The 20274-nt window shown below is 66.3% G+C and carries 20 protein-coding genes; 16 read left to right on the top strand and 4 right to left on the bottom strand.

Annotated elements, in window-relative coordinates; all coding sequences use genetic code 11:
• Positions 1–15: 15 nt before the first annotated feature.
• Genes OVY48_RS16065 through OVY48_RS16055 form a run of 3 tightly spaced genes read left to right on the top strand, consistent with a single transcriptional unit; the run spans position 16 to position 3630 of the window.
• Entirely contained in the window at positions 16–711 is a 696-nt protein-coding gene (locus OVY48_RS16065) for an endonuclease/exonuclease/phosphatase family protein (RefSeq protein WP_096062501.1), read from the top strand.
• 43 nt (positions 712–754) lie between these two features.
• Positions 755–3100 carry a patatin-like protein gene (locus OVY48_RS16060; RefSeq protein WP_313923559.1) on the top strand — a complete coding sequence of 782 codons (2346 nt, stop codon included), beginning with the start codon at positions 755–757 and terminating at the stop codon, positions 3098–3100.
• A gap of 29 nt (positions 3101–3129) precedes the next feature.
• Positions 3130–3630: a hypothetical protein gene (locus OVY48_RS16055; RefSeq protein ID WP_313924814.1), complete on the top strand. Its 501-nt coding sequence runs from the start codon at positions 3130–3132 to the stop codon at positions 3628–3630.
• On the opposite strand, the gene OVY48_RS16050 is transcribed toward OVY48_RS16055, so the two are convergent.
• On the bottom strand, positions 3622–3912 hold the full coding sequence (locus OVY48_RS16050; protein ID WP_313923558.1) for a 4a-hydroxytetrahydrobiopterin dehydratase: 291 nt from the start codon (positions 3910–3912) through the stop codon (positions 3622–3624). The two genes, OVY48_RS16055 and OVY48_RS16050, sit on opposite strands and share 9 nt — an antisense overlap.
• A gap of 40 nt (positions 3913–3952) precedes the next feature.
• Between OVY48_RS16050 and OVY48_RS16045 the strand changes: the two genes are divergently transcribed.
• From OVY48_RS16045 to OVY48_RS16020, 6 genes are all read left to right on the top strand, one after another.
• Positions 3953–4360, top strand: coding sequence for a metallopeptidase family protein (locus OVY48_RS16045; protein WP_313923556.1), 408 nt, complete (start codon positions 3953–3955; stop codon positions 4358–4360).
• A complete protein-coding gene (gene ccmA, locus OVY48_RS16040) occupies positions 4357–4968 on the top strand; it encodes a heme ABC exporter ATP-binding protein CcmA (RefSeq protein ID WP_313923555.1) in 612 nt (203 codons plus the stop codon). Before OVY48_RS16045 ends, ccmA begins: the two co-directional genes overlap by 4 nt.
• Entirely contained in the window at positions 4965–5612 is a 648-nt protein-coding gene (locus OVY48_RS16035) for a heme exporter protein CcmB (protein WP_037476293.1), read from the top strand. Before ccmA ends, OVY48_RS16035 begins: the two co-directional genes overlap by 4 nt.
• 90 nt (positions 5613–5702) lie before the next feature.
• On the top strand, positions 5703–7103 hold the full coding sequence (locus tag OVY48_RS16030) for a BNR repeat-containing protein (protein WP_313923553.1): 1401 nt from the start codon (positions 5703–5705) through the stop codon (positions 7101–7103).
• A gap of 106 nt (positions 7104–7209) precedes the next feature.
• Positions 7210–8112, top strand: a complete 903-nt coding sequence (locus OVY48_RS16025) for a DMT family transporter (RefSeq protein ID WP_313923551.1) — start codon at positions 7210–7212, stop codon at positions 8110–8112.
• Between the two features lie 49 nt (positions 8113–8161).
• Positions 8162–9100, top strand: a complete 939-nt coding sequence (locus OVY48_RS16020; protein ID WP_313923550.1) for a cupin-like domain-containing protein — start codon at positions 8162–8164, stop codon at positions 9098–9100.
• 15 nt (positions 9101–9115) lie between these two features.
• On the opposite strand, the gene OVY48_RS16015 is transcribed toward OVY48_RS16020, so the two are convergent.
• Complete coding sequence (locus OVY48_RS16015) at positions 9116–9394, bottom strand: chorismate mutase (RefSeq protein WP_037478645.1); 279 nt, start codon at positions 9392–9394, stop codon at positions 9116–9118.
• Between the two features lie 106 nt (positions 9395–9500).
• Between OVY48_RS16015 and OVY48_RS16010 the strand changes: the two genes are divergently transcribed.
• The 7 genes from OVY48_RS16010 (at position 9501) to OVY48_RS15980 (ending at position 18173) form a co-directional block, all read left to right on the top strand.
• Positions 9501–10529, top strand: a complete 1029-nt coding sequence (locus tag OVY48_RS16010) for a polyprenyl synthetase family protein (RefSeq protein WP_313923548.1) — start codon at positions 9501–9503, stop codon at positions 10527–10529.
• Positions 10530–10663: 134 nt separating this feature from the next.
• On the top strand, positions 10664–11443 hold the full coding sequence (locus OVY48_RS16005; RefSeq protein ID WP_096062508.1) for a TSUP family transporter: 780 nt from the start codon (positions 10664–10666) through the stop codon (positions 11441–11443).
• A 145-nt stretch (positions 11444–11588) separates the two neighbouring features.
• Complete coding sequence (hrpB, locus tag OVY48_RS16000; RefSeq protein ID WP_313923547.1) at positions 11589–14054, top strand: ATP-dependent helicase HrpB; 2466 nt, start codon at positions 11589–11591, stop codon at positions 14052–14054.
• A 55-nt stretch (positions 14055–14109) separates the two neighbouring features.
• Positions 14110–14388 carry an ETC complex I subunit gene (locus OVY48_RS15995; protein WP_037480484.1) on the top strand — a complete coding sequence of 93 codons (279 nt, stop codon included), beginning with the start codon at positions 14110–14112 and terminating at the stop codon, positions 14386–14388.
• Between the two features lie 117 nt (positions 14389–14505).
• Positions 14506–14751 (top strand): acyl carrier protein, encoded by a 246-nt coding sequence (locus tag OVY48_RS15990; protein WP_313923545.1) that lies wholly within the window; start codon positions 14506–14508, stop codon positions 14749–14751.
• 144 nt (positions 14752–14895) lie between these two features.
• On the top strand, positions 14896–16128 hold the full coding sequence (gene spt, locus OVY48_RS15985) for a serine palmitoyltransferase (RefSeq protein ID WP_313923544.1): 1233 nt from the start codon (positions 14896–14898) through the stop codon (positions 16126–16128).
• Between the two features lie 53 nt (positions 16129–16181).
• The gene (locus OVY48_RS15980; protein ID WP_313923543.1) at positions 16182–18173 is read left to right on the top strand and encodes an ATP-binding protein; all 1992 of its coding nucleotides are present in this window, start codon (positions 16182–16184) and stop codon (positions 18171–18173) included.
• Here the strand turns inward: OVY48_RS15980 and OVY48_RS15975 are convergent.
• Together OVY48_RS15975 and OVY48_RS15970 are read right to left on the bottom strand one after the other, a co-directional pair.
• Positions 18130–19008 (bottom strand): hypothetical protein, encoded by an 879-nt coding sequence (locus OVY48_RS15975; RefSeq protein ID WP_313923542.1) that lies wholly within the window; start codon positions 19006–19008, stop codon positions 18130–18132. The genes OVY48_RS15980 and OVY48_RS15975 overlap by 44 nt on opposite strands.
• A 45-nt stretch (positions 19009–19053) precedes the next feature.
• The gene (locus OVY48_RS15970; RefSeq protein ID WP_313923540.1) at positions 19054–20262 is read right to left on the bottom strand and encodes a cytochrome P450; all 1209 of its coding nucleotides are present in this window, start codon (positions 20260–20262) and stop codon (positions 19054–19056) included.
• Positions 20263–20274 lie beyond the last annotated feature (12 nt).

Here is a 20274-nt window from a genome sequence, read left to right as displayed (position 1 = left end):
GGGCATTGGTGCCCCATGAAGACATTGCGCGTTGCCAGCTATAATATCCACAAGGCCGTCGGCACCGACCGGCGACGCATGCCGGAACGGGTGCTGGAGGTGCTGGGCGAGATCGACGCAGACATCGTCGCCTTACAGGAGGCCGACATGCGCTTCGGCATCCGCTCCGCCGCCATTCCACCCCGGATGCTCGAAAGCCATAGTGGTTATAAGGCGGTCCCGCTCGACGTGCAGGCCGATTCGATGGGCTGGCATGGCAATGCCATCCTGGTGCGCAAAGATGCCGAGATCGACGCGCATGACGTCCTCCATATCCCCTATCTGGAGCCACGCGGCGCAACCATGGCGCAAGTGACGCTGGGCGGCACGACCGTCCGCGTGTTCGGCATGCATCTCGACCTGTCGGGCCTGTGGCGCAGGCGGCAGGCGGCCGCCGTCATCAACGCCGCTGCGCAGGGCGAAGCCATGCCCACCATTTTGATGGGCGACCTCAACGAATGGAGCGCGGGTCGCGGCTGCCTCGCCGATTTTGCCCGCCATTACAGCTTCGCGCCCTGCGGACGCAGCTTCCACGCCCGCGCGCCTGTGGCCCAGCTCGACCGGATCATGCATTGCGATCGCCTCACCCTGGTCGAATGCGGCGTCCATATGAGCGCGGCGGCACGCAAGGCGTCCGACCATCTGCCGATCTGGGCCGAATTCCGCCTTTGATCCGCCTCTCGACAATATCCTCTCCCTCTGCGATCCATGGGCCATGAAGGAGCGGGAACTCAGGTTAGCGCTGGTCTGCTATGGCGGCATCAGCCTGGCGATCTACATGCATGGCATCACCAAGGAAGTGTGGCGGCTCGCCCGCGCCAGCCGTGCCTTTCACGATGGCGCGCCTGCCTCCACCGGCAGCGAATCCGTCTATCGAGAGATGTTGCAGGAGATCGAGGCCAAGGCCGGCATCCGCCTGCGCGTCATGCCGGACATCATCGCAGGGGCGAGCGCGGGCGGCATCAACGGCATTTTCCTGGCGCAAGCGATCGAGACCGGCCAGTCGCTCGATCCACTGACCGACATGTGGCTCGACAATGCCGATGTCGATCGGTTGCTCGACCCTGACGCCCGCCCCGCCCGCGCGCTCACCAAATTCTGGGCCACCCCACTTGTCTGGATGGCCGCCCGCCGCCCTGGCGACGCCATCGAACGCACCGTCGCCCCCGACACCCGCGAGGAGGTGCGGCACAAACTCTCCCGCTTCATCCGCTCGCGCTGGTTCGAACCGCCCTTTGGCGGGGAGATTTTCTCCGGCATGCTGATGGACGCCTTCGATGCGATGGCGGCGGCGGAGCGTGGCCCGCCTTTGCTCCCGGCCGGGCATCCGCTCGACCTGTTCGTCACCGTCACCGATTTCGAGGGCCATCCGCAAAGCCTCAATCTCAACAGCCCGCCCCAGGTGATCGAGACCGAGCATCGCCTGTCGATCGGCTTTCGCGCGCGCGGCCGGGCAGCCAATGGCGACCCGCGGGCCTTCGCCGATGCCGCCGAACTGGTCTTCGCCGCCCGCGCGACCGCCAGCTTTCCCGGTGCCTTCCCGCCCTTCACCGTGCGCGAACTCGACCGCGTCCTCAAACGCCGCCATCGCGCCTGGCCGACGCGCGACGCCTTCCTCCACCGCGCCTTGCCCCGCCATGCAGCGCGCGGGACGGCGGAGGACGCCGTGCTGATCGACGGATCGGTGCTGGCCAACGCCCCCTTCGCCCAGGCGATCGGCGCGCTGCGCAACCGCCCCTCCCGCCGGGAAGTCGATCGCCGCTTCGTCTATATCGATCCCAAGCCCGGCCACCGCTCGATCCGGCTCAATCGCCATGGCGACGCCGAGGATGCGCCGACCGGCGCGGACGCCCCCCTGCCCGGCTTTTTCCGCACCATCTTCGGCGCGCTGTCCGACATTCCGCGCGAACAGCCGATCCGCGACAATCTGGAAGTGATCGACCGTCATTCGGCGCATATCCGCCGCATGCGCCGCATCCTCGACACGCTGAGGCCCGGCATGGAGGCGGAGGTCGAAAGCGCGATCGGGCGTATGCTCTTTCTCGATCGCCCGACGCCCGCGCGCCTCTCCGCCTGGCGCGCCAAGGCACAGCAGCGCGCCGCCGGATCGGCGGGCTTCGCCTTCCCCGCTTATGGCCACCTCAAATTGTCGGGCATTGTCGAGGCGCTTTCGACTCTGTTGTTCCGCCTGTCGGGGGAGGACAGCGCAATGATGCGCGAAACCTATCGCCGGGCGATTTGGGCACAGGTGCGCGCGACCGGCGCGGACCAATTGACCGACCATGGCGGGTCAGCCTCCGCCCCGGTCACCTTCTTCCGCACCCACGACCTCGCCTTCCGCATCCGCCGCCTGCGCTTCCTCGCGCGCCGTCTCGCCGAAACGCTGGAGCGCGAGAGCGCGGTGGAAGCGGTCGAGGTGCAGGCCATGCACGACGCGATCTACGCCGCCCTCGCCCTCTATGCCGAATGCGAGGATGCCGACTTTCATGGCCCCACCGTCATCGCCGCCGCGCGCCAGGTGCCGACCGACGCCGCCGCTGCGTTGGAGGCCGTCGCACAAGCCCGCAACCTTCAGGCGCGCGATGATTCGGCCGACACACTGCTCGCCGAAGCCTTTGCCGCGCTGCCCAAGCCGGCCCGGCGCACCATGTTGCTCGCTTATCTCGGCTTCCCCTTCACCGATATCGCTACGTTACCGTTGCTCCAGGGTGACACTCTGGACGAATATGATCCGGTCAAGGTCGACCGGATTTCGCCCGAAGACTGTTCCGCCATCCGCGCAGGCGGCGCACAGGCGACGCTGAAAGGCATAGAATTCAACAATTTCGGTGCTTTTTTCAGCCGCGCCTATCGGGAGAATGACTATCTCTGGGGTCGTCTCCACGGGGTCGAGCGGCTGCTGGACATCGTGAATTCGGCCATACCCACCGCAAGCCGCCTTTCGCCCGACAGGGTCCACGCCTATAGGCGATCTGCGTTTCTGGCGATCCTGGACGAGGAAGAATCGCGCTTGCCGCATGTCGCGGAATTGATCGCCAGCTTGCGGGAGGAAATCGGGTGAGCAGGCCTGTTGTGCTGGTGCCGATTATCATGTTGCTGGCGCTGGTCGCTGGCTGCCGCGCGTCGGATGATACGGCGCAGGCGGACAATGGCGTTGTCGCGACCGCCGTGGCGCAAATCGCCGACAATGCGACCCCGCCGCCACCCGAACCCGTAGCCGCGCCGACGCCGCCACCCGCCGCACCGGCGCGGGTTTCGCCGACCGTCACGGTCCGCGCCCAGCCCGCGCCCTATTTCCCGCTCGACCTGCCCCCTTCAGACGTCGCCGCCAGCGCCGCGCCCTTCCCGCGCGAAGTCACCGAGTTCATGGTGTCGCGCGACAGTTGCGACCATTTCCGGGGCGAAGAGCCCTATGACGCCGAACGCCGCGCCTATATCGCGGAAAATATCGCCGCTTTGTGTCGCGGCACCGATACGAAACTGGCGCTGCTGCGCCAGCGCTACGCCGCCGATCCGTCCGTCACCGCTGCCCTGCGCAGCTATGAGGATCAGATCGAAAAGCGCATGCCGAAACAGGCTGGGCTATACTAACAACCCGTCGATCGCGCGCGCCAGATCGACGTCGCGCTGCGACAGGCCACCGGCGTCATGCGTGGTCAGAATAATGTCCACCCGGTTATAAACGTTCGACCATTCGGGATGATGGTCGGCCTTCTCTGCCACTATCGCCACCCGCGTCATGAAACCGAACGCTGCGACGAAATCGCGGAAGACGAAGCGTCGGCTTATGCCGTCCGGCTCGGCCACCACCGTCCATTCCGGCAGTTCGGCCAAGGCTGCGGCGCGCTGTTCTTGCGTCAATGTGGCAATCATGTCCCTATCCTCTTAATATGCTTTGGCTTATGTGGCAGCCATGTCGCATCATGGTCAACCGCCCCGCTTTGCCCCCACGATCCAGGAGATCGAGACGCTGGCGCTTGGCGCGCTGGCGCGCCTGCCTGAAACCTTCCGCGATCATTTGTCCGACGTCGTGCTGTTCGTCGAGGAATTTGCCGATCCGGCGATCCTGAAGGAGATGGAGATCGGCGATCCCTATGGCCTGACCGGCCTCTATACCGGCCGCCCGGTGGGCCATGAGCCGCAGACCGGCGACACCCCGCCGACCGTCCATCTGTTCCGTCGCCCGCTGCTCGACGAATGGGTCGAAACCGGCGTCCCGCTCGACGCGCTGATCACCCATGTCGTGGTGCATGAGATCGGCCATCATTTCGGCCTGTCGGACCTCGACATGCATGTGCTGGAGGATATGGTCGGGTCATGAGCGACGCGGCCTTGCGGCTGACCGATGTCGCCTGCCTGCGCGGCGGGCGGATGCTGTTTCGCGGCGTCAGCCTGACGCTGGGACCGGGCGAAAGTGCGCTGCTGACCGGCCCCAATGGCGTCGGCAAATCCAGCCTGCTGCGCTTGTGCGCCGGGCTGCTCCCCGCATTTGCCGGCACGGTCGATCGGCGCGGCGGCATCGCGCTGACCGACGAGCGGCTCGCGCTGGACATGGACCTGCCCCTCGCCACGGCGCTCGCCTTTTGGGCACAACTCGACCGGGCCGAGCCGGAGGCTGTGTCGGCGGCGCTCGACGCGATGGCGCTCACGCGCTTGGCCGATGTGCCGGTCCGCATGCTCTCCACCGGTCAGCGCAAGCGCGCGATGCTGGCGCGGGTGATCGCCAGCAATGCTCCCATCTGGCTGCTTGACGAACCGGGCAACGGGCTGGACAGCGCCTCGACCGACCTGCTCGGCGCAGCGGTAGCCGCGCATCTGGCGAGCGGCGGCATCGTCGTCGCCGCCTCGCACCAGCCGCTGCCGATGACCGCCCCGCTGACGTTAGCGCTTGCCGACTATCTGCCCGGCGCCCTGGAAGACACGCTATGAGGCTGCTTTGGCTCCTCGCGCGGCGCGATCTGGCCCAAGCCTGGGCATCGGGCGGCCTCTGGCTCCCCGTCGCCTTCCTCCTGCTCGTCGCCAGCCTCTACCCCTTCGCGGTCGGCCCGGACGCCGCGCTGCTGGCGCGGACGGGCGGCGGCATGCTGTGGATCGCCGCGCTGCTCGCCAGCCTGTTGCCCGTCGATCGCCTGATCGCGCCGGACCGGGACGCCGGAATATTGGACCAGATCGCGCTGCGCGGCATCGGCGAGGAGATGGTCGTCCTCGCCCGACTGATCGCCCATTGGCTGGGCTTCGGCCCGGCCCTGATGATCGCGACCCTGCCCGCCGCTGCGCTGCTGAAGCTCGACGGCGGCACCATCTGGATGCTGGAACTCGGCCTGCTGGTCGGCACCCCCGCGCTCGCCGCGCTCGGCCTGCTGGTCGCCACGCTGACCGCTGGCCTCCGATCGAGCGGCGCGCTGGCCGGCCTGCTCGCCTTGCCGCTCGCCGTGCCGCTGCTGATCTTCGGCGCAGGCACGCTCGGCGACGGCAGCGGCGCAGCCCTCAAATTCCTCGCCGCCGCCTCGCTCCTGCTGGTCGCCCTCACCCCCTTCGCAGGCGGCGCAGCGATCCGCGCGGGACGGGAATAGGGGCAGTCGCTAAAGTGCCGATGCAACCCTTTGCCCGTCGGCCGGGTTTGCCTGACGATACCGCCAAGACGACCCGAAGGACATGACAGCATGATGCGCCAGCTCCGCCCCCTTTCCGTTGCTGTCGCTTTTGCGATCGCCGCCTGTGGCTCCGGTGCGCAGTCGGCGTCCAACTGCGCCGTGATCAGCCCGCAATCCGGTTCCAACACCGTAACCGTGGGTAAAACCTGGGCGGGCGTCAGTACAGGCGCCGGGTCGGCCACGACTCGCGATGGCCGCCTTGTCGTCGCTTACTATGATCCCGACCGTTATCTGACCGTCGCGACCTATGATCCACGCTCCGGCAAGCGATGCAGCCAAAGGCTGGAGTCCCGCTTCGCTGGCTGGGACGCGCATAATGCGCTGGTCGTCGCCATCGACCGCAACGACCAGATTCATGTGTCGGGCAACATGCATGACAGCGCACTCGTCTACGCGCGCGGCCCGGTCAACGACCTTGGCAAGCTGCGGCTTCTGCCCATGACCGGGCGGAACGAAAAGGCGGTCACCTATCCGCGCTTCATGCAGGATAGCCGGGGCAATCTCCTCTTTCTCTATCGCGACGGCAGTTCGGGCAACGGCATATGGCGGTTGAACCGATGGCAGGACGGGCAGTGGCAACATATCGGTGCGCTCTTCGCCAACCGGGACGAAAAAGGCCCGGTGAGCGCCTATCCCAGCGATTTCGTCCAAGATTCAAACGGCCGGTTCCATGTCGCGGTGGTTTGGCGCCGCACGTCGGACGTGGCCACCAACTTTGCGGTGACCTACGCCTCTACCGCCGATTTCCGGTCCTGGTGGGTCGGCAGCGGGGGCAAAAGCGCGACTGGGCCGTTGGCACCCGGCACCATGCAGCGCGTCGATGCGCCTGGCGAAGGCAAAGGCCTGGTCAACAACGCCAAGATCGCGATTGCGCCATCGGGCCAGCCCCTCATCCTCTACACCAAATATGGCGACGGGGGCCGCAATGCCGTGTTCGCCGCCCGCTACGACGGACGCGGCTGGGTGTCGAAATCGATTGCGACGGCCCGTTCGCGAAGCGAAATTAAAGGTGGCGGCTCCATCCCCAACCTGCCGTCGGCCACATTCATCGACGAAGAGGGCCGCGGTGGAACCATGCATGTCCGGGCTGTGCCATCAGCCAAGGATCGCCAGGAACTAGCGCTCGATCCGGCGACACTCGATACCGCACCGTGGCGCGCCCCGATGCTCGCTTCCGCCCGCACACCTGCCAAGGCAGCTGCCATCGCTATCCCCAAGGGCCTGGACGACGCCACGACCCTCTCGACAACCGTCCGCCAGAATGGCGTAAGCGGCCCCGCGCAGGGGCAACTCCACTGGTATGCGCAAAAATCGAACCGGGATCGCGCCCGCACCTGCACGCCCAAGGCGCCGCGTGCCTGCAACCCGCCGCCATCGCCCCTGATCTGGATGCCCCAGACCGGCCGATAGTCCCCGTCGCCATTATCGCGTTGGAGGAAAATGGACGACTTAGGGCGCGCCCGTTTCCGGCCTGCCCTCGCTCGACATTATCCTGCGGTTGCGCCAAAGGCGCGTGATGTTCGCGCTCGCCGCCTCGATCCTGTTCGTCCTCATCTGGTCCACCGGCTTCATCGTCGCGCGTGCCGTCGTGCCCCATGGTGCGCCCGAACTGGTGCTGGCGATCCGCCTCACCCTCACGACACTGCTGCTCGGAGGCGCGGCGCTCTACGCTCGGCAGGCACTGCCGCGCGGGCGGCGGCTCGCCCTGCATCTGGGCGCTGGCGCGATGTTGCATGGCGTCTATCTCACGGTCAGTTGGTGGGCGGTCAGCCATGGCATGCCCGCAGGCGTCATGTCGCTGCTCGGTTCGCTCCAGCCGTTGATGGTCGCGGTCGCCAGCGTCGCACTGCTGGGCGACCGGCTGCCAGCCCGCACTTGGACCGGCCTCGCCATCGCCATCATAGGCGTCGCCTGCGTCCTCCTGCCCATCATCCTGCGCAGTGGCGCAGGCTCGATCAGCCTGATTCCGGCGGTCGCTGGAATCGTCGCCGTCATCGGCATGACCGGCGGCACGCTCATTCAGCGCGGCGCGATCGCGGGCGATCCGATCCTGATTTCGGGCACAGTCCAGAATGCAGGCGGCGCGCTGGTCGCCATCGCCGCGACCCTGATCGTGGGCGAATGGCGTTGGGACAATGACCCGGTTCTGTGGCTCGGCCTTGGCTGGTCGATCTTCGGCCTGTCCGCCGCGGGCCTCAGCCTGCTCGTCTGGCTGGTGCGGCATCAGGGACCGACCGCCATGTCGATGCTGCTGCTGCTCGTGCCCCCGCTCGCCGCGATCGAGGCCTGGCTGCTGTTCAACGAACGGCTCGGCCCGATCCAGCTGATCGGCTTTGCCCTGGCGCTGGGCGGCGTGCTGCTCGGCCGTTCGCGCGGCAAGCGGCCGCCCGTCGCCGACCCCGCCGAAACCGTCACCTGATTGTCATCCTCTGCAACAGGCCCGTCATGATCGGGCGATAAGGGACAATATGGCCAAACCTCCCCCCTCCCGCCCCTTCCCGCCGGTCGACATGCGGATGCAGATGGCCTTGCGACAGACCGGCTTCGACGCGATCAAGGATCCGCCCAAGACCGCGCCACCCGCGCCCGATCTCACCCGCACGCTGCGCCGCCGCGAATGGCTGCTCGACGTGATGGAGCGGCAACGCGCCTTGTCCCCCTACGCCTCCGGCCTGCTGACCGCGGAAAATCTGTCGGGCGAGGATTTCTTGCACAGCTTCTACGCGACCGGACGCCCGGTGCTGATCAAAGGTGCGCTGGCGGACTGGCCTGCGCTCACGCGCTGGACGCCCGACTATCTGGCCAATGCGGTGGGCGACGCGACCGTGGAATATCAGGGCGGCCGCACCGCCGCTGGCGACTATGAACTGATGAAGGACCGCCACCGGCAGCGCGGCCCGTTCCGCGCCTTTATCGACCTGGTGCGCGATGGCGGCAACGACGCCTATCTCACCGCCTATAATAGCGCGGCAAACGGCCCCGCGCTCGCACCGCTGCAATCCGATCTCGGCACGATCGATGCTTATCTGACCCCGGCACCCGGCATGTTATGGATCGGCGGCGAGGGCGCCTTCACTCCGCTCCATTTCGACCTCACCAACAATCTGCTGGCGCAACTGACCGGCACCAAGCGGATCGTCCTGATCCCGCCATCGCAGACCAGGCACCTGGCCCATCGCCGCCATGTGTTCAGCGACGTGCATGACGTGACCGACCCCGCGCGACTGGCCGCCCATCCGGCGGCGCGCGACATATTACGCTATGATCTGCTGCTGACGCCCGGTGACCTGCTCTTCATTCCCATCGGCTGGTGGCATCAGGTCCGGTCGGAGAGTTTCTGCACCATGCTGACCTACACCAATTTCCTCTGGCCCAATGCCGGGCACGAAAGCTACCCGGCGGATTGACCGCCGCACAGGGGATCAGCCGTCCCGCAACTGCTCATGATGGCGGATCACTTCGTCGATGATGAAGCGCAGGAATTTCTCGGTGAAATCCGGGTCCAGCTTCGCATCGAGCGCCAGTTGCCGCAGCCGGGCAACCTGCCGCTCCTCCCGCCCAGGATCGGCGGGGGGCAGCGCATGGGTCGCCTTATATTCGCCCACCGCCTGGGTCACCTTGAACCGTTCGGCCAGCATGAACACCAGCGCCGCGTCGATATTGTCGATGCTTTCGCGATAGCGTTGCAGCATGTCGGTCACGGGATGCTCCTTTGGTTCCACTCGCGGGCTTTTTGCGCCATATGGCCCTACAGGCAAGCTATTCCCGCTTGCCTTTAGCTTTTTGCACCGCCACATGGCGCTTGTCATGACAGCACCCGCCCCCGGTAACGTCCACCCGATCGGCCGCGCCAAGAGCGCGCCATCGCTGGCCCCCATCATGAATCTGGTTGCCGACGGCATGAACCAGGTCAACGCCGTGATTCTGGACCGGATGCAATCGCGCATTCCGCTGATCCCGGAATTGGCAGGGCATCTGATCGCTGGCGGCGGCAAGCGGCTGCGACCGATGCTGACGCTCGCCTGCGCCGACCTGGTCGGCTATGCGGGCAGCCGCCATTACAAGCTCGCCGCCGCCGTCGAATTCATCCACACCGCCACGCTGCTGCACGACGATGTCGTCGATGGCTCTGGCCTGCGTCGGGGCCGCAAGACCGCCAACATCATCTGGGGCAACAGCGCCAGCGTGCTGGTCGGCGACTTCCTCTTTTCCCGCTCCTTCGAACTGATGGTCGAGGCGGAATCGCTCAAGGTGTTGAAGATCCTCGCCAATGCCTCGGCCGTGATCGCGGAGGGCGAGGTCAACCAGTTGACCGCCCAGCGCAACATCGACACCAGCGAAGATCATTATCTCGACATTATCGGTGCCAAGACCGCCGCGCTCTTCGCTGCCGCCTGCCGTATCTCCGCCGTGGTCGCCGACCGCGATGACAAGGAGGAGCATGCGCTCGACGTCTATGGCCGCAACTTAGGGATAGCCTTCCAGTTGATCGACGACGCGATCGACTATGAATCGGATGGCGCGACCATGGGCAAGGATGCGGGCGACGATTTCCGCGATGGCAAGGTGACGCTGCCCGTCATCCTCGCTTATGCGCGCGGCGGCGACGAGGATCGTGCTTTCTGGAAGGCGGCGATCGCTGGCCACAAGATCAGCGACGAAGACCTCGCCCACGCCACCGGCCTGCTGCGCCGCACCGGCGCGATCGCCGACACCCTCGCCCGTGCGCGCCACTATGGCCAGCGCGCGATCGACGCGCTCGGCATGTTCGACAATGGCAAGGCCAAAGCCGCGCTGACCGAAGCGGTGGAGTTCGCCACCCTGCGCGCCTATTGAGGGTTCGGGCCAGTATTTCGTCCAACCCAACACACCCCGTTCGCCCTGAGCTTGTCGAAGGGCCTTCCTTGAGAAAGTACAGGGCTTCGACAGGCTCAGCCCGAACGGGATGAGGCTGGCAGGCCAAGCAGCCCATGATCCTGACCCCCGAAACCATCGCTTTCCTCATGGCCGCCGCGCTGATGGCTGGCTGTATCGATGCGATGGCGGGCGGCGGCGGCCTCATCACCCTGCCCGCGCTGATGGCGGCGGGCATCCCCCCGGTGCAGGCGGTCGCGACCAACAAGCTGCAAAGCTGTTTCGGCACCTTCGGCGCGTGCCTTGCCTATGCCCGGCGCGGCCATATGGACCTCAAAACCTATAAAGGGCCGGTGATCGCCGCCTTTATCGGTTCGGTCGGTGGCGCATGGCTGCTGCAACGAGTCGATCCCTCGATCCTGGCCGGCCTGATGCCCGCGCTGCTGATCATCATCGCCGCCTATTTCACCTTCTCGCCCAAGCTCGGCGATGCAGACCGGCACGCCCGCGTCGGCATCTGGGCGCTCAGCGGCCTGGTCGGCGTCATCGGCTTTTATGACGGCTTCTTCGGGCCGGGCGCGGGCGCTTTCTACACCACCATCTTCCTGGCGCTGGGCGGCCTGTCGATCCTGCGCGCCACCGCGCAGACGAAAGCCGCCAATTTCGCCAGCAATGTCGCGGGCCTGCTCACCATGGTCGCGGGCGGCCATGTGCTGTGGATCGCGGGCCTGACCATGGCGATCGGCAGCATCATCGGCGGCCAGATCGGCTCGCACCTCGCGATGCGCTTCGGTTCGACGCTCATCAAGCCGTTGCTGATCATCATGTCGCTCGCGCTGACCACCAAGATGCTGATCGACCCCAAAAACCCGATCCACATCTACCTGTTCGGCTGACCGCATCTGTTCCCCGGCGCAGGCCGGGGTCCAGTTCGGAGCATGGGACTGGCCCCCGGTCTGCGCCGGGGAACACTATAATCCCAATGAGAAATTGCCCGTTCTGGGCTTGCGAAGGCGGCCGATTGGCGCAACAGCACCGGCCATGACCGCCCTGCCGATCCATGACGTTCTACCAGAATTGCTGACCGCACTGCGCACCGGCAGCAACGCCGTGCTGGTCGCGCCGCCCGGCGCGGGCAAGACGACGGCGGTGGCCCCCGCCCTGCTCGACCAGCCCTGGTGCAGCGGACAGATACTCTTGCTCTCGCCCCGCCGCCTCGCCGCCCGCGCCGCGGCCGAGCGGATCGCCGAAATGCTGGGCGAACAGCCCGGCGGCACGGTCGGCTATGCGACGCGGATGGACAGCAAGCAATCGGCCCGCACCCGCCTGCTCGTGCTGACCGAAGGCATCTTCGTCCGCCGTATCCAGGACGACCCCGAACTGGCGGGCATATCCGCAGTCCTGTTCGACGAAGTCCATGAGCGCAGCCTCGACAGCGATTTCGGCCTCGCCCTCGCGCTCGACGCCCAGGAAGCCTTGCGCCCCGACCTGCGCATCGTGCCGATGTCCGCCACGCTCGACGGCGCGCGCTTCGCCGCCTTGCTGGGCGACGCGCCGGTGATCGAGAGCGAGGGCCGCATCCAGCCGCTGGACCTGCGCCATATCGGCCGCAACGGCGAAAAGCGGATCGAGGATGAGATGGCCGCCGCCATCCGCCGCGCGATCAGCGAGGAAGCCGACGGCGACCTGCTCGCCTTCCTGCCCGGCGTGCGCGAGATCGAACGGACGGCGGAACGGATCGAGGGCGGCCCGTTCGACGTCCACCTGTTGCACGGCTCGCTCGATCCCGCCGCCCAGCGCGCCGCGATCCGCCCGTCCCGCTCCGGCGCGCGGAAGGTCATTCTCGCCACCTCCATCGCCGAAACCAGCCTGACCATCGACGGCGTACGGATCGTGGTCGACAGCGGCCTCGCCCGCCGCCCCCGCTATGATCGGGCCGCAGGCGTCACCCGCCTCGTCACCGAACGCGCCAGCCAAGCGTCGGCCACTCAGCGCGCCGGTCGCGCCGCGCGTCAGCGGCCCGGCGTCGCCTATCGCCTGTGGGAAGCCGCCGCGAATGCCGGGATGCCCCCCTTCGACCCGCCGGAAATATTGGAAAGCGACCTCTCCAGCCTGCTGCTCGACTGCGCGCTCTGGGGCGTAAACGATCCCGCGACGCTACGCTGGCTCGATCCGCCGCCGCCCGCCGCCCTGTCCGAAGCCCGCACCCGCCTGACCGCACTCGAAGCGCTCGACGCCGATGGCCGCATCACCCCCCATGGCAAGGCGCTGGCGAAACTGCCGCTCAGCCCGCGCATCGCGCATATGCTGGTGCGCGCAGGAGAAATGGGCCTCGCCCAGACCGCCGCAGAGATCGCCGTCCTGCTCGGCGAACGCGGCATCGGCGGCCAGGACACCGACCTCACCCAGCGCCTCCAGCGCTGGCGCCGCGAAACCGGCAAACGCGCGGACGCGGGACGCGCCTTGGCAAAGAGATGGGCGAACCTTCCTAAGCCCCTCCCTTCAAAGGGAGGGGTTGGGGTGGGTGCTACTTCTATCGACCACCATGTCGGCCTCTGCCTCGCCCTCGCCTTCCCCGATCGCGTATCGAAACGCCGCTCCGCCGACGGCGCGGACTGGACCAGCGTCGGCGGACGCGGCTTCCGGCTCGACCCGCTCTCGCCCCTCGCCCGCGAACCATGGCTGGCCGTGGGCGAAGTGCAGGGCAGCGCGGCGGGCGCGCGCATCCTGTCCGCCGCGCCGATCAGCGAAGAATCTGTGCTGGCCCTCTTCACCGATCGGATCGCGACCACCCGCACCGTCCGCTTTCGCGCCGCCAATGGCGGGATCGAAGCGCTGCGCGAACGCCGCCTGGGCGCGGTGCGCCTCTCCTCCGGCTCCGACGACAGCCCCGACCCGCAAGCCGTGGTCGCCGCGCTGATCGATGGCGTGCGACAAGGCGGCCTAACCCTCCTCCCCTGGTCGGAGGCCGCCCGGTCGCTGCGGATGCGCGCCGATTTCGCCGGGATCACGGCGCTATCCGACGATACGCTGCTCGCCAGCCTCGAAGACTGGCTCCCCCCGCTCCTGGCGGGCAAGCGCCGCCTGTCCGACATCGACCGCGCGCATCTGTCCACCGTACTGGAAGGCCTGATCGGCTGGGACGGCAAGCAACAGCTCGACCGACTCGCCCCACCCGATTTCCGTTCCCCCGCAGGCAGCACCCATGCGATCGACTATGCGGCCGAAGGCGGCCCGCGCGTCGAATTAAGGGTCCAGGCACTCTACGGCCTCGCCGATCATCCGACCGTCGGTAATCAGCGCATCCCGCTTGTCCTTTCGCTCACCTCGCCCGCGGGCCGCCCGATCCAGACCACCCGCGACCTGCCGGGCTTCTGGGCGGGCAACTGGCGCGACGTCGCCAAGGAAATGCGCGGCCGCTACCCGCGCCACCCCTGGCCCGACGATCCCACCGCCGCCAGCGCCACATTGCGCACCAAAAATGCAGATGCCCGCCGCAAGTCTTGACTTGCGCGCGCTCCGTGGTGCAACGCAGCAGGACGATTTACCGGAGTCCTTCGCGATGAACGCGCGCATCTATCAGATCCAGAAAAATGCCATGCAGTCGGGCAAGGCGCTGACCCATAAATGGGTGCTGGACTATGCGCCCGCGCAAGCCAAGACGCCCGATCCGTTGACCGGATGGGCAGGATCAGGCGACACGCAGCAGCAATTGAAGCTCAGCTTCCCGTCGCAGGAAGCCGCCATCGCCTATGCCCAAAAGCAGGGGATCGCCTACACCGTCATCCCCACCCCACCCAAGACACTGAAATTGCAGGCCTACGCCGACAATTTCCGCTAAGCGCCGCGCCCCTCGCGCAATTTCCGGGCGCGATGCTGCCCGATTGCCGCCTTATTCCCTTGCCAAAGAGCGGTCACGGGCGGCAAAAGCCGTGCTTTCACGGAAAGAATGACCAGAATGACGGATCGCACCGAAATTTTCGACAGCGTCGCGGCGCAGATCGCTCCCTTCAACAAAAAGGGCGTGGACCTCTCCGAAACCACCAGCTTTGCAGGCGACCTGGAATGGGACAGCCTGACCGTGATGGATTTCGTCGCCGCCATCGAGGATGAATTCGACATCCTCATCACCATGAACATGCAGGCGGAGATCGAAACGGTCGGCCAGCTGGTGGACGCGGTAGCGAAGCTGAAGTCCGCCTAACTAATTTTATACCGTTCGTCCTGAGTAGCCATTGAGCGCAGTCGAAATGGCGTATCGAAGGACCGGCCGGAGCACAGATGCTTCGATACGGGCCTTCGACTTCGCTCAGTCCCTACTCAGCACGAACGGATTGAGGACCATATCATGACCGACGCCGCAACGCTCACCCCCACGCGCGACCTGTTTTCCAAATTCGATCCCCTGATCGCGGAGCGCGAAGCGCTGCTCGCGACCGGCGTGCGCGATCCCTTCTCGATCGTGATGGACCAGGTGCTCTCGCCCACCCGCGCGATCATCAAGGGCAAGGAAACCATCCTGCTCGGCACCTATAATTATATGGGCATGACGTTCGACCCCGATGTGGTCGCCGCCGGCAAGAAGGCGCTCGACGAATTCGGCGCGGGCACGACCGGCAGCCGCGTCCTCAACGGCACCTATCAGGGCCATCGCGAAGTCGAGGATGCGCTCAAGGAATTTTACGGCACCTCGTCGGCGATGGTCTTCTCGACCGGCTATCAGGCCAATCTCGGCATCATTTCGACGCTGGCGGGCAAGGGCGACTATATCATCCTCGACGCCGACAGCCATGCCTCCATCTATGACGGCTGCTTCCTGGGCGACGCCGAGATCGTCCGCTTCCGCCACAACAGCGTCGAGGATCTGGCCAAGCGCTTGGCCCGCCTGCCCGCCGATGCGCTGAAGCTCGTCGTGCTGGAGGGCGTCTATTCGATGCTGGGCGACATCGCCCCGCTGCCTGAGATGGTCGCCGCGATCCGCCAGCATCCCAATTGCATGATCCTGGTCGATGAAGCCCATGGCATGGGCTTTTTCGGCCCCAATGGCCGGGGCGTCTATGAGGAGCAGGGCGTCGAGGACGATATCGATTTCGTTGTCGGCACCTTCTCCAAATCGGTCGGCACGGTCGGCGGCTTCTGCGTCTCCAACCATCCCAAGTTCGAGATCATGCGCCTCGTCTGCCGCCCCTATGTCTTCACCGCCTCGCTGCCGCCCAGCGTCGTCGCCACCGCCGCCACCAGCATCCGCAAGCTGATGCATGCGAGCGACAAGCGCGCGCATCTGTGGAAGAACAGCAAGCGGCTGCACCAGGGCTTGACCGATCTCGGCTTCACGCTGGGCACCAAGACCCCGCAATCGGCGATCATCGCGGTCATCCTGACCGATCAGGCGCAGGCCGTCGCCATCTGGCAGTCGCTGCTGGAACTCGGCCTCTACGTCAACATGGCCCGCCCTCCGGCAACCCCGACCGGCACCTTCCTGCTGCGCTGTTCGCTGTGCGCCGAGCATAGCGACGAACAGGTCGAACAGATCATCAAGATGTTCGAAGTCGCTGGCAAGGCGACGGGCGCCATCGCCTGACAATTGCGCTAGGTTGTTTCGCTCGCGGTGCGGTTGGGCTACGGTGAAAAGCTATGGCACAGGGCGACTTCACCGACACAGAGCGTAGCGGCGCGCGCGGCATGGCCCGCCGCGCCCTGCCGCTGCTGCTCGTCCTGCTGCTGATCGGCTCGCTCGGCGCGCTCATCTACAGCGCCAGCAACGCCACCCGCGATCATCAGCAGGCATTGGTGGAGCAGCGCCGCAGCTTCGACATCATCGCCCTCGCCCGCGCGTTCGAAGCGCGCACCGCCCGCGCCGAAGTGACGCTGGCGCGCTATGTCATCAGCCTGGACACCGACACCGGCCGGCTCTTCCAGGACCAGTGGCGCGGCGCTGCCAGCCAGCTCAAGGCGCTGAACTATGCCACGCGCCACAGCGGCTGGCAGCGCGGCAATGTGCAGGCGCTGCAACGGGCCTTTGACGACCGCACCAAGACGCTGAACGAAATCGCCCTGCGCACGACCTATGGTCAGAAGATCGGCGCGCTCGGCCGCTTTCATCAGGCGGGCAGTTCGCGCGACTTGAAGCGTATCACCGCCCTGCTCGACATCGTCATCAAGGCCGAAAATGCGCGCCTGCGCGAACGCAGCCTGGCGGTGACGTTGGCAGGAGATCGTACCCAGACGATGGGCCGCACCTCTGGCCTGCTGGGCCTCGCCCTGCTGGTCTGCGTCCTCTTTGCCGCCTGGTTTGCCAATAATGCGCTGACCGACCGGCGTAATGCCCGGCGGCTCGCCGAAGCGGAAAGCGAACGCGCCGACCGGCTCGACACCGCCGTCCGCGCGCGCACCGCCGAACTGACCGAAGCCTATGAACGGTTGAAGCAGGAATCGACCGAACGCGAAGCGGCCGAAGACCATCTGCGGCAAATGCAGAAAATGGATGCGGTCGGCCAGCTGACCGGCGGCATCGCCCATGACTTCAACAATATGCTGGCGGTCGTGGTCGGCGGACTGGAACTGGCCAAGCGCAAGATGCGGGTACAGCCGGAGGAAGCCGGTCGTCATCTCGACAATGCGATGGAGGGGGCGAGCCGCGCCTCCGCGCTCACCCGCCGCCTGCTCGCCTTCGCCCGCGCCGAACCGCTGCTGCCCAGCGCCGTCGATCCCGACGCGCTGTTGTCAGGCATGGCCGACCTTATCGACCGCACCATCGGCGACCAGATCCGCGTCAGCTTCACGCAGAATGCGCAGGGGTGGCGCATTTTCGTCGATCAGCATCAGATGGAAAATGCGATCCTGAACCTGTGCGTCAATGCCCGCGACGCGATGGACGGGCGCGGTCAACTGACCCTGTCTACCGGCCGCGCAACGCTGGCGGCGGACGAGATTGGCGAGTGCCCCGCGGGCGATTATGTGACGCTGACCGTCACCGACGACGGCTGCGGCATGAGCGCTGACGTGCTGACGCGCGTGTTCGAACCCTTCTTCACCACCAAGCCGGTGGGCAAGGGCACCGGCCTTGGCCTCAGCCAGATTTTCGGTTTCGTGCGCCAGTGCGAGGGCGAAATCCGCATCGACTCGCAACCGGGCGAAGGCACCAGCGTCCATCTCTACATGCCCCGCCGCACCGGCGACGCTGCCGATGCGCTGGGCCAACAGGCGCAGGCCGCCCAAACCGCCGTCGAACATCCGCCGACCCGCATCCTTGTGGTAGAGGATGACCCGCGCGTCCTCAATCAGACGATGGCGGCGCTCGGCGAACTTGGCCATCTGCCGATCGCCTGCGATCATCCGTCGAAGGCCGCCCGGCTGCTATCCCATAATAGCGACATCGGCCTCATCATCAGCGACGTGCTGATGCCCGACCTGACCGGGCCGGAAATGGTCAAGACGCTGCCCGCCGCCTATGCCCATATCCCTGTGCTGTTCGTGACCGGCTATGCCGGCGACATGACCGAAAGCGCCGATTTCGCGGGCCATGCCGTGCTGCGCAAACCCTATACGCTGATGGCGCTGGGCCAGGCGCTGGGCCAAGCGCTCAGCGAATCGCCCCGGAACGGAACAGCGCAGGCAGCAGAGTGATGGCACCCAGCAGCGGCCAGCGTCGCTGCCACGGCTTGATGGTGATCGCCGTCCCGGCATGGCGGTTGATCTTCCAGGCGAGATAATCGATCCCGCCCGCATAGGTGAAGCTCGCCTTGGCCAGGCGCACCACCGAAAGCCTTTTGCCGCGCCGCTGCAGCGCCTGCCAGCGTCCCGGCGCATCGGCGGGCGACGGTGGCAGGCCCTGCCCCAGCGCCGCCTCGCCCAACCGCCGGTAGCGATCGGGATCGGCATCGACGATCGAGAGCGATCGCCCCTTCCGCTCCGCGCGCAATTCCGCCGCATAGGTCAGCGTAAAGCCGCAGCGCCACAGGTCCAGCACGTCGTCGTTCCCATCGGCCATCGGCCGGGCCAGCGACAACAGCGTCGGCGCGGCCTGCGCCACCGCGACGATCGCCCGCTGCCGCGCCAGATCGTCGGCCGCCCATAATAGCCGCGCAGGCTGGGCAAAGCGCGCCCACACCGAGACATTGTCCGCCGCCACGCTGTTCAACCGCGCAAAGTCCGCTTCCGACAGGACGGCATATTTGGCGATCAACCCCTGATGTTCGAACGGAAAGACATTGGGCGGGATCAGCGCATTGGCGCGCGCCAACCAGCTTTTGCCATAGGCCGCCGGATAGTCCGACACGATCAGGTAGAAATCGAGCATCAGCCCGTCGAGATTGGCTTCGCGAAGGCAGGATCCATAGAACAGCACCGCCCGTGACGCCTGCGGATAACGCGCCGCGATCGCGCCCGCCATCGCCGCCGCGCGCGGATCGGCAGGCTGGAGCAATTCGGCGCGGACAAGATCGACAAGGGAGTTGGGCATTGGCCCGCCCTTAGAGCGGATCGCGCGCGAAATGAAGAGGGGCAATCAGTCCCAGCGCAAGGGCAGCGCAGTGCAGGCACCGACATTGCCGCCCTTCATCGTCACCGGGCGATCAGGATCGAGCCGAACGGTCGGCATCCGGCCCAGCCATTCGCGCAGAAACACGATCACCTCCATCCGCGCCAGCCCCGCCCCCACGCAGCGATGCGCGCCCACGCCCATCGTCGTATGCCGCGTCGCATTGAGCTTGCGGTCGAACCGCACGGCTTCGGGCGCGTCGAAACTCGCCGGGTCCAGATTATGGAGGACGCTCGGCAGATAGATGATATCGCCCGCCTTCAGCGTCACGCCATCCACCTCGACATCGGTGACGAGGTTGCGGCTGACCGAAACGGTGGGATAGCGGCGCATCAATTCATCGGCGGCATCGGGGATCAGGTCCGGCCGATCTCGTAGCAAGGCCTGATCCTGCGGATGCCGTGCCAGATGCAGCGCAACCATGCCGACCATCGCTACCACCGTATCCAGTCCGCCGAACAGCAGGTTGCGACACATGCGCCGCGCCTCATCCTCGCTCCATGCCCGGCCCTCGACCGGTTCGGACAGGATGCGGCTGAACAGGTCGGTCCCCGGATTGGCCATGCGCGCGGCGATATAGGGGGCGAGATAATCATCGGCCGCATCGCGCAGTTGCTCGACGGTCATCGACCCATCGGGCCGCGTCAGTTGCGACCCCAACGCCCGCAAGCGCGGCCGGTCGGACAAGGGCACATCGATCAGCGTCAGGAAGATGTGCAGCGGCAATATTTCGGCGAAATCCGCCACAAAATCGCACGACCCCCGGTCGATCAGTCCGTCGATCAATTCGCGCGCGACCTGCGTCACCTGCGGCTCCATCGCGACGACGAAGCGCGAGGCAAAGCCCTTCATCACCGCCATGCGAAAGGGTTGATGCTCCGGCGGGTCTTGTTGCAGCGGAATGAAACGCATCACCTCACCAAGCCCCGGCGTCACCGCCAGCACTTCGCTCGACAGCCGGACATTGTCCGCCCAGAGCGCGCGGACAATCTCGCCGCGCGTCGCGATCCAGTGGCCGCCATTGGCGCTGGTCCACACGATACCGGGACCATCCTCCCGCACCAGCGATTGCCACGCCGCGAAATAATCCTGTTCGACACCGGGCGGCGCGAAAATGTCGAAATCGACGATTCGGTCTGCCGGAACATGGGCCGGCCGCACCATCATGCTCTGCATTAACCCTGCCTC

It is taken from the genome of Sphingobium sp. SA2 (assembly GCF_032227065.1).
In the GTDB taxonomy this organism is placed as follows: Bacteria; Pseudomonadota; Alphaproteobacteria; order Sphingomonadales; family Sphingomonadaceae; genus Sphingobium.
This window is presented reverse-complemented; position numbering and strand designations above follow the sequence as displayed.